At 73.6% G+C, this 8,624-nt stretch carries 12 protein-coding genes; 7 read left to right on the top strand and 5 right to left on the bottom strand.

The features are described 5' to 3' along the window. From ITI46_RS31405 to ITI46_RS31420, 4 genes are all read left to right on the top strand, one after another. The coding region (locus ITI46_RS31405) for a gas vesicle protein (protein WP_247746885.1) at window positions 1–366 on the top strand (366 nt) is incomplete at its 5' end. After that, window positions 363–1,292: a GvpL/GvpF family gas vesicle protein gene (locus ITI46_RS31410; protein ID WP_209243331.1), complete on the top strand. Its 930-nt coding sequence runs from the start codon at window positions 363–365 to the stop codon at window positions 1,290–1,292. The genes ITI46_RS31405 and ITI46_RS31410, both read left to right, overlap by 4 nt. Next, window positions 1,279–1,518 (top strand): gas vesicle protein, encoded by a 240-nt coding sequence (locus ITI46_RS31415; protein WP_180289756.1) that lies wholly within the window; start codon window positions 1,279–1,281, stop codon window positions 1,516–1,518. Before ITI46_RS31410 ends, ITI46_RS31415 begins: the two co-directional genes overlap by 14 nt. Continuing rightward, on the top strand, window positions 1,515–1,820 hold the full coding sequence (locus ITI46_RS31420; RefSeq protein ID WP_209243332.1) for a gas vesicle protein K: 306 nt from the start codon (window positions 1,515–1,517) through the stop codon (window positions 1,818–1,820). The genes ITI46_RS31415 and ITI46_RS31420 overlap by 4 nt, the downstream gene beginning before the upstream one ends. Before the next feature lie 346 nt (window positions 1,821–2,166). Here the strand turns inward: ITI46_RS31420 and ITI46_RS35240 are convergent, their stop codons facing one another. Together ITI46_RS35240 and ITI46_RS35245 are read right to left on the bottom strand one after the other, a co-directional pair. Next, complete coding sequence (locus ITI46_RS35240; protein ID WP_307808403.1) at window positions 2,167–2,427, bottom strand: ANTAR domain-containing protein; 261 nt, start codon at window positions 2,425–2,427, stop codon at window positions 2,167–2,169. A 20-nt stretch (window positions 2,428–2,447) separates the two neighbouring features. Continuing rightward, window positions 2,448–2,978, bottom strand: a complete 531-nt coding sequence (locus tag ITI46_RS35245) for a hypothetical protein (RefSeq protein WP_247746886.1) — start codon at window positions 2,976–2,978, stop codon at window positions 2,448–2,450. Window positions 2,979–3,239: 261 nt separating this feature from the next. Between ITI46_RS35245 and ITI46_RS31430 the strand changes: the two genes are divergently transcribed. Continuing rightward, window positions 3,240–4,202 (top strand): AraC family transcriptional regulator, encoded by a 963-nt coding sequence (locus ITI46_RS31430; protein ID WP_209243333.1) that lies wholly within the window; start codon window positions 3,240–3,242, stop codon window positions 4,200–4,202. A gap of 54 nt (window positions 4,203–4,256) precedes the next feature. Here the strand turns inward: ITI46_RS31430 and ITI46_RS31435 are convergent, their stop codons facing one another. Further along, window positions 4,257–5,447, bottom strand: coding sequence for a methyltransferase (locus tag ITI46_RS31435; protein ID WP_307808404.1), 1,191 nt, complete (start codon window positions 5,445–5,447; stop codon window positions 4,257–4,259). Between the two features lie 127 nt (window positions 5,448–5,574). Between ITI46_RS31435 and ITI46_RS31440 the strand changes: the two genes are divergently transcribed. Then, window positions 5,575–5,808, top strand: coding sequence for a hypothetical protein (locus ITI46_RS31440; RefSeq protein ID WP_209243335.1), 234 nt, complete (start codon window positions 5,575–5,577; stop codon window positions 5,806–5,808). Between the two features lie 51 nt (window positions 5,809–5,859). Here ITI46_RS31440 and ITI46_RS31445 read toward each other — a convergent pair whose 3' ends face one another. After that, the gene (locus tag ITI46_RS31445; protein ID WP_209243336.1) at window positions 5,860–6,390 is read right to left on the bottom strand and encodes an NUDIX hydrolase; all 531 of its coding nucleotides are present in this window, start codon (window positions 6,388–6,390) and stop codon (window positions 5,860–5,862) included. Between the two features lie 86 nt (window positions 6,391–6,476). Then, complete coding sequence (locus ITI46_RS31450) at window positions 6,477–7,832, bottom strand: NsdA family TPR-like regulatory protein (protein ID WP_209243337.1); 1,356 nt, start codon at window positions 7,830–7,832, stop codon at window positions 6,477–6,479. 262 nt (window positions 7,833–8,094) lie between these two features. Here ITI46_RS31450 and ITI46_RS31455 point away from each other — a divergent pair. Then, window positions 8,095–8,624 (top strand): NsdA family TPR-like regulatory protein (locus ITI46_RS31455; RefSeq protein WP_504739823.1); only part of this gene is annotated, 530 nt, incomplete at its 3' end.

Consider the following 8,624-nt stretch of genomic DNA (forward strand, 5'->3'; position numbering starts at 1 on the left):
ACCCCCTCCGGCCCCGCCAACCTCGCGGACATCCTCGAACGGGTGCTGGACAAGGGCATCGTGATCGCGGGCGACATCAAGATCGACCTGCTGGACATCGAGCTGCTCACCATCCGGCTGCGGCTGTTCGTCTCCTCCGTCGAGACGGCGAAGAAGGCCGGCATCAACTGGTGGGAGACCGATCCAGCACTCTCCACCCGCGCCCACCGGGACGCCGTCGACGAGGAGAACCAGCGGCTGCGGGAGCGGATCGCCGAGCTGGAGGGGAGCACGGGCGAGGGCCGCACCGGACGACGTGAAGCGGGCTGGGACGACGAACGCCGACGCCACAGCTGGCACCACGTGAAGGAGGCGGGCGGCAGATGACACAGACGGTGGATGAACCCGGACCGCATCAGCGCCGGGGCCAGGGTGGCGCAGCGGCCACCGCCACCTACGTCTTCGCCGTCTGCCGCGACGGCGACCCGGCCGCGGTCGCCGGACTGCCGGGCCAGGCTCCGGGCGCTCCGGTCCGGCTGCTGCGGTTCGGCTCGCTGGAGGCGGTGGTCCAGGACGTCCCGGCGGCGGAGTTCGGGCAGGAGGCACTGCGGGAGCGGCTGACCGACCGTACGGAGCTGGAGCGCTGCGCCCGCGCCCACCACGCGGTGATCGCCGCCGTGGCGGCCGGCGCCCCGACGGTACCGCTGCCGCTGGCCACCCTGTATCTGGGCGACGAGCGGGTCCGGGCGGCCCTGCGCGAGGACGAGCGCCGCTTCCATGCGGTGCTGGAGCGCATCGCGGGCCGGGTCGAGTGGGGCGTCAAGGTGTACGCGCGGCGGGAGACCACCGGCGGACCGGGCCGCTCCGCGACGGTGGCGCCGGCGCGTACCCCCGCCGGCGCACCGGAAGGCCCCAGCGCCGCCGGCGCCGCCCACGCCGCCACCCCGGGAGCCGCGCGCTCCGTCGGGCGCTCAGGGCGCGCGTATCTGGAGCGGGTGCGCGGCGCGCGTCAGGAGCGCGAGCGGCGCCAGCAGGCCGGGCTCGACGCGGCGGAGGCCGTGGACCGGGCGCTGCGCGGCGTCGCGGTGGCGAGCCGGAGGCTCCGTACGCACGACACGGCGCTGACCGGCGAACGCGGCACCCAACTGCTCAACGCCGCCTACCTGGTGGCCGAGGGGCGGGAGCGCGAGGTGGCCGAGGCGGTGGAGGAAGTGCGCAGTGCGCCCGCCTGCCAGGGCGTCGAGGTGGAGGTCACCGGGCCGTGGGTGCCGTACTCGTTCGTGGACGGGGGTGGGCTGGATGCCCGTGGGTGAACACGTCGGCGAGGTGGTGCCCTGGGAGGGGCCGGAGAGCGGGGCGCCGATCGGGGTGCCGCTGGTCGACCTGCTGGACCGGGTACTGGCCACCGGCGTCGTGGTCAGCGGCGATCTGGTGCTGGCGATCGCCGAGGTGCCGTTGGTGCGGCTCTCCTTGAACGCGCTGCTGTCCTCGGTCAACGAACGCGTGGCAGCACCCTGGGGGGACGGTGGCCCGCTGTGACGGGAGCGGGGCGCGAGCCGGTCCGTGCCGCCAACGGCCGCCTGGAGCTGGACCCCGACCGGGTGGGCCGGGACCTGGTCTGCCTCGTGCTCACGGTCGTGGAGCTGCTGCGTCAGCTCATGGAACGCCAGGCGCTGCACCGCTGCGACCAGGGCGATGTGACCGACGAACAGATCGAGCGGATCGGTACGACGCTGATGCTGCTGGACGAACGCATGGACGAGCTGTGCGCCCAGCACGGGCTCACCCGCGACGAGCTGAACCTCGACCTCGGCCCGCTGGGGACGCTGCTGGAGCGCTGAGCGGACCCGGCTGCTCAACTCCCGGAATTTTGAGGGAAGTTGCCGAAGTCCCCCGGAACGCGGTCCGGAAAGAGGATGATGGGAGCCTCCGGTGGCCCGTCCGCCGGGGCACGCCTCGGGGGCTCGGACGGCGATTCCCCGCCGGTGTGGGGCCCGCCGCCGCGCCTATCGGCGGCGGGCCCGAACGGCCCGGGGCGGCCCCCTGCAACCCCCTCACGCCCCGGGCCGTGTCGTGCCCCGTCCGGTTCACCAGTTCCGGGAAGATCCCACGGGCCCAACGGTCCACCGGTTCCGCGGGTCACCGGTTCCGCGGGTCACCGGTTCCGCGGGTCACCGGTTCAACCGGTTACGGACCCGTCGGCGGCTCCACGATCCGCTCGAAGGGCGGGCCCGCCAGCCGGGCCTCGACCACATCGCGGGCGACCTGGTGCAGCGGGCGCTGCCGGGAGCGGGCGTACGCGCGCAGGGTGCCGAAGGCGTCCTCGACGGAGCCGCGCCGGCGCTCCGCGAGCATCCCTTTGGCCTGCTCGATCACCACCCTGCTGCCGAGCGCCTGCCGGAGCTCGTCCGCACGGTGCAGCGCGGTCCGATGCGCCAGCCCCACCACACACGCGCGGCAGAGCGCGCTCAGCGCTCCGGCGGCGGCCGGACCCAGCGGCCCCTCGTCAGCAGGTGAACGACGAGCACGCCCGCGCCCGGCGTATCCCCCTGCGTCCGCTGACCGCCCGGCAGCGGAACGGTGTGCACGGCACGTACGCCCTCCTCGAGCGCGACCGGGGCGTACCGGGGCCAGCGGAGCAGTGCGTCGCCGTCCAGCGGCGGACCGGCCAGTGCCAGGCCGGACCGCAGGGTGTCGGTGGCCGGCCCCTCGCGCTGCTCGTCCTCCACCAGCCGCAGCCGCGCCGCGCGCGCACCGCTCGCCCCGTACGCCGCCGGGCCGGACCCGACGGGGGCGCCGAACTGTGCGGCGGCCTCGCTGCTGCGGCCCTCGCGGGCGAGGCGGCGGCAGGCGTGCGCGGCCAGCGCGGTCAGCTTCGGATCCTGACCAGCGGCTGCGTCCCGCCCCGCGTGCCCCTCCGCCTCTCCCCCGGCGTCCGCGTCCGCGAGCTCCAACAGCGCCTCGGCCAGCTCCCGTTCGAGCGCGCTGGGCACAGACATCTTCACTCCGGGACTCCGGTCCTCTACTCCTCCGCCGCCTGCTGCTCCGCAGCTCGGCAAGGGGTCAGAACAGCGCGCGTCTCGTCCACGGCGCAAGCGGGGCTCCGCCCGGGTGTCGTATTCGGGCCACGCCCTTCGTGATGTGGGCTGTGCCCGGCCGTCGCGCGGGCCTAGCATCGACGGTTGAGAAGAAGGCGTCGAGAAGAAAGCGCTGAGAAGAACGCGTCGGCGACCCGCGGCCCGGGCGAGGAGGTACGGGCCATGGACGACCCTGTGCGCCGTATCCGCATGAGAACGTCCGATCCACAGGAGGCGGAGGATTTCCTGCGGCGGACCTACACCGAGCACACCCCACAACTCTCCGGCGACCGTGACCGGTTCAGATTCGACGCCGCGCTCACGCAGGCGGGCGCGATCGGCGTGGAGCGCCTCGCGCACTCGATGCGGATGCGCGCCGAGGCCGAACCGAGCCACTGCGTCTACGTGGTGCAGGTGCTCGGCGGAACCCTGGAGGTCGCCGCAGGACGCAACGCACTCCGCTCGGGCCCCGGCGACCTGCACCTGTGCGACCCGTACGCACCGACGCTGGTGAACTGGGACAACGTACGGCTGGGCGTCGTACGCATCGGGCTGCGCGAGGTGGAGCGGGTCGCGGCGGACCTGGCGGGGACGGAGACGGCGACGGCGCGGCTCTCCTTCGCCCGCCCGGTCTCGCCGGAGCGGGCGCGCTACTGGCAGGCCGTCGTCCGGCACATCGGCCACGACGTGCTGGGCAACCCGCAGGCCGCCGCCAGCCCGCTGATCCTGGACGAGGCGGCGCGGCTGCTGGCCACGGCCGCGCTGGCGACCTTCCCTCACACCTCCGCCGAGCGGTCCCGGCTGCCGTCCCCCGGCTGGCTGGCGCCCGCGGCGCTGCGCCGGGCCATGGCCTATATCGACGCGAACGCCGCGCACCCCCTCACCCTGCGCGACATCGCGCAGGCAGCACGCAGCAGTCCGCGCGCCCTCCAGCACGCCTTCGCGCGGCACTGCGAGACCACGCCGACCGGCTATCTGCGCCAGGTCAGACTGGAGGGCGCGCACCGTGAGCTGCAGGCCGCCGACCCGTCGCAGGTGACGGTCGCCGCGGTCGCCGCGCGCTGGGGCTTCGCCAAGGCGGGGCGCTTCTCGGCGCAGTACCGCGAGCGGTACGGGGTCTCCCCCAGCCACACCCTCCGCACCTGAGGCCCCGCCCAGGCTCCCGGCTCCGGCTCCCGGCCCCCGGCCCCGGCCCCCGGCTCAGTCCTCCGCGCGGCGCAGCCGCCACAGCCGTGTGGTCTCCGCCGCTCTCGCCGCGTGCAAGGGTGCTTCCGGATCGCCGGCCCGCGCATGCCGGGGCCGCGCGTCGAGATGGCCCACGACCTGGAGACCCGCGCCCTCGATCCACTCCAGCAACTGCTCACGGGGGCGCAGTCCCAGGTGCTCGGCGAGGTCGGAGAGGATCAGCCAGCCCTCGCCGCCCGGCGCCAGCCGCCCGGCCAGCCCGGCGAGGAAGCCGCGCAGCATGCGGCTGTCGGGGTCGTAGACGGCCTGCTCCAGCACGGAGGTCGGCTTGGCGGGCAGCCACGGCGGGTTGCACACGGCCAGATCCGCCTGCCCTGCGGTCCCGGGCGGGAACAGGTCGGCCCGTATGACCTCGACCGCCCCCGTGACCCCGAGCCGCTGCACGTTCTCCCGCGCACAGGCCAGCGCGCGCTCCCCCACATCGGTGGCGATCACCCGGCCCACCCCGCGCCGGGCCAGCACGGCCGCGAGCACGCCCGTGCCGGTGCCGACGTCGAACGCGACGAGCTTCCCCGCCTCCTGACGGGGCAGCGGCGCCTGCGCCACCAGATCGACGTACTCGCCGCGCACCGGTGAGAAGACCCCGTGGTACGGGTGGATGGTCGCGCCGCCCAGCGCTTCGACGGCCACCCCTTTGCGCCACCACTCATAGGCGCCCAGCACGCCCTGCAGCTCGCGCAGCGACACCAGCGCCAGGTCGCCGACTGTGCCGCTCGCGGGGCCGTACGCCGCCGCGCAGGCCGGGCCGACGTCGGGTGCGCGGCGCAGCGGCACGGCGTACGAGCCGCCGGGCGCCGTCTCCAGCGGGACCAGCAGCATGCCGAGCACCCGGGCGCGGCGGGAGCGCGCCTGCCGGTAGAGGTGGAAGCTCTCGCGGGGCGTCGCGCCCTGCTTGGGCGGCTTGCGGTCCACCCGGCGGCCGAGCGCCGCCAGCAGCTGCCGTGCGCCGTGGTAGTCGCCGCGCCACAGCAGCGCGGTGCCCTCGCAGACGAGTTTGTAGGCGATGTCGGCGGCCATCCGGTCGTCGGCGACGGCGATCCGCCGCGGCGGCCGCGCCCCGCTCTCGGACCGCCACGCGGCCGTACGCTCCCGGCCGCCCTCTTCCCAGCTGACGGTCTGGGCCTCGTCCTTCGGCTGTGCGCTCACCGGACAACCGTAACCGCGCCCACCGACACCCCCCTCCGAGCTGCCGGGGAACCCGCTGATCACGGCATACGTTGAGCCCTGTACCGGAGCGGATCCGGCCGGTAGAGCCCAACGACGGAGGCAGACCATGGCAGGCTTTCTCGACCGCGCCAAGGAGCAGGCCCAGCGGGGCCTCGCCCAGGGCAAGGAGAAGATGGAGGAGGTCCAGGCCCAGCGCACGGGCAACGACCTGCTGCGCCGCCTCGGCGCCGCCTACTACGCGGAGCAGAACGGCACCGGCTCGGCCCAGGAGGTCCAGCGCGCCCTGGCGGCCGTGCAGGAACACGTGGCGCAGAACGGCGACGGCTTCCTCAAGAGCTGAGGCCCCTCGAAGAGCTGAGGCCCTCACTCCGGCTCGCCAGGGAGCACCGGCTCACCCGAAGCGGACGCGGTGGAGCATCAGCAGCGCCGCGGCCATGTTCGCCGCCGGCACCTCGCCGGCGGCGATGAGGTCGGGCACTTCCTTGAGCGGGACCCACTCCCGCTTCTCGGACTCGAAGTCGTCCTCGGGCGGTCCGACGTACTCGGCGCTCGGTGACCAGTAGATGTGGTGCCGGGCGTCGGTCAGCCCGTTGGACGGCTCGACGGTCATCAGGTGGCGGAGCGGTCCGGGGCGCCAGCCCGTCTCCTCCACCATCTCCCGCGCCGCTGCGGCGAGAAGGTCCTCGCCCTCCTCCACGACGCCCGCCGCCAGTTCCCACCCCCAGCTGTCCGTGATGAAGCGGTGCCGCCACAGCAGCAGCACTTCGTTGCGCTCGTTGACCGCGGTCGCCATGGCGACGGGCCGCAGCCGGATCAGATAGTGATCCAGATGCCGCCCGTCCGGCAGTTCCACGTCCGCCAGATTCACCCGAAGCCACTGGTTCTCGTACACAGTGTGTTCACCCAGGTTCTTCCATCGCACGTATGTGCCCCCTTCCTGACGGAGGTTGGGCACATCCCAGCATGTCGTGCGCTCCCACTGACAGAGGCACTCGGCGCGCCCCCGGCTCAGAACGGCACGCTCAGCGAGTCCTCGATGAGCTTCGCCGCTTCGGCCGCCGAAGTCCCGGGGTGCTGCTCCAGCCGCTTTCCGACCCTGCGCATGCGCCCGCGCAGCCGCTGCGACTCGATGCCCTGCGCGGTGTCGACCATCTCCGCCGCACTGGCCGCCGCGCGCTCCGGTTCCCCGGCGTGCAGCGCCACGTCGGTGAGGGTGGCGAGCCGGTTGACGCGGCCACGGACGTGCGCGGGCGCACGCGCCGCCTCCTGCGCGTACTTGGCAGCCGCCGACAGCTCTCCGAGGAGGATCAGCGCCTCGGCCAACCGCACCTCCACCAGGCCGGGTTGGACGTAGCTGGTCTCCTCGGGCTCCTCCTCGGGACGGATGCGCTCGGAGTACGCCTCGGCCCGGCGCATGCAGTCGTGCGCGTTACGCCGGTCGCCCAGCCGTGCGTACGCGCCGGCCTGCATCGCGTACACATCCGTGGCGAGCGCGGGGCTGATGTGCGGGCCTGTGGTGCGCAGCACGGCCTGTGCGCAGGCGAGCGCGTGGCGGGTGTCCCCCAGGAACAGCGCCTGGTTGACGAGGAGGGCGACCACATAGCCGCCGAAGAGCAGATCGCCGGACGCCTTGCCCAGGCGCAGCGCCTGGTGGAAGTAGCGCTGGGCCAGCCCCTGCGCGTCGGCGTCGTAGGCACAGATGCCGCTGATCGCCGCCAACGACCCTGCGGCGCGGCACAGTTCGCGGCCCGTGGTGTCGCTGTAGCTGCCGCGCAGCAGAGGTGCGACCTCGCCGTTGAGGAAGCCGACGACACGGGCCCGGGTCGCTACTCCCCCGGCGTTGCGGTACAGGTGCTCGTAGTGGCCCCGCGCGGCGTGCAGCACGGTCACATCGGCGCCGGTGACCTCGGGGCCGCCCGCGTGCGAGACATCGCGGTCCTCGGGAGGGTTCTCCCACTCCCATACGGGGGCGACGGCGGCGGCGCCGGTCAGCAGTGAGGGGCCGGGCCAGTCGCTGTGCACCTGGTCGGAGCGCCACAGCGAGGCGGCGCGCTCCATGAACCGTCCCAGTCCAGGCTCTTCGGGGCCGAGCCGGGGGCCGGGAAGCCGTCCGGCCGAGGTGACATCCATGCCGATGTCACTGAGGGTGAGGGTCCTGCCCAGCTGGCGGCCGAGGATCTCGCAGATCAACTCGGGGACCCTGCCGCGCGGACGCTGCCCCTTGAGCCAGCGCGCCACGGCCGTGTGATCGTAACGCAGGGTTATTCCTGCTTGGTTGCCTAATCGATTGACTCTCGCCGCAAGACCAGCCCGCGACATTCCTGACTGGTCAAGGAGCGCGTCCAGTTGACTGTTGGGCTCCATGCCGCCCTCCGTCGGGTCCAACGTGTTGTTTCGCAGGGTATTCGCAGAGTAACGGGACCTGCGTTCACACGGGGTGTGAAAGCACCACGCAGTCGTGCGCCCGGCACATGCTCCCGAAGCCGCGAGCGATGCGCTTACCTGAAACCGTCCGCGTGCATGACAGCACATTCAGCACACGGAGAGCTACGGAAAGACATCACTCGATTCCGGAAGTGAGGCAGAACCGTGAACGACCCCATCAAATTCCACCCCGGGAACGACTATGCGTCCCGCTGACCCCGTACGTGCCACGGGGCATCCGAGCTCCCGGTCCCGCAGCCGCACCCCCAACCGCGCGCTGCGCGCCCTGCTGGAGGAGACCGAGTGGACGCAGGCCGCGTTCGCGCGCGCCCTGGCTCGTCTCGGCGCCGAGGTCGGTATCCACCTTCAGTACGACAGAACTTCAGTCGCCCACTGGCTGCGCGGCAGCCGCCCCGACCCCCGCGTCCAGCACTTGATGGCGGAGGCGCTCTCCCGCCGCCTCGGCCGCCGGGTCACGGTGGCGGACCTCGGCATGCACGGCGCGCGCCGCGGGCGTACGGGCGCGACGGCACGCTCCCGCGGCGGGAGCGACGGGGACGACGACGCCGCCGATCCAGGAGAGGGCCCGCAACCCGCCGCAGCGCGCGGGCACTTCCCGCACCGGGAGCCCGCGCCGGGAGCCGCCGGCCCGGCCGAGACGCACGCCCCGGCCGACGCCGGGACGGACACAGCAGCACGGGCCCACCCGGTGGACGTGCGGCACTTCGGCCC

This window comes from Streptomyces oryzae, from assembly GCF_017676365.1.
GTDB lineage: Bacteria > Actinomycetota > Actinomycetes > Streptomycetales > Streptomycetaceae > Streptomyces > Streptomyces oryzae.

What these genes read in the sequence shown, in the direction of transcription:
- ITI46_RS31410 (WP_209243331.1), top strand. Translation starts at nt 363, where the DNA reads ATGACACAGACGGTGGATGAACCCGGACCGCATCAGCGCCGGGGCCAG.
- ITI46_RS31415 (WP_180289756.1), top strand. Translation starts at nt 1,279, where the DNA reads ATGCCCGTGGGTGAACACGTCGGCGAGGTGGTGCCCTGGGAGGGGCCG.
- ITI46_RS35245 (WP_247746886.1), bottom strand. Translation starts at nt 2,978, where the DNA reads ATGTCTGTGCCCAGCGCGCTCGAACGGGAGCTGGCCGAGGCGCTGTTG.
- ITI46_RS31430 (WP_209243333.1), top strand. Translation starts at nt 3,240, where the DNA reads ATGGACGACCCTGTGCGCCGTATCCGCATGAGAACGTCCGATCCACAG.
- ITI46_RS31440 (WP_209243335.1), top strand. Translation starts at nt 5,575, where the DNA reads ATGGCAGGCTTTCTCGACCGCGCCAAGGAGCAGGCCCAGCGGGGCCTC.
- ITI46_RS31450 (WP_209243337.1), bottom strand. Translation starts at nt 7,832, where the DNA reads ATGGAGCCCAACAGTCAACTGGACGCGCTCCTTGACCAGTCAGGAATG.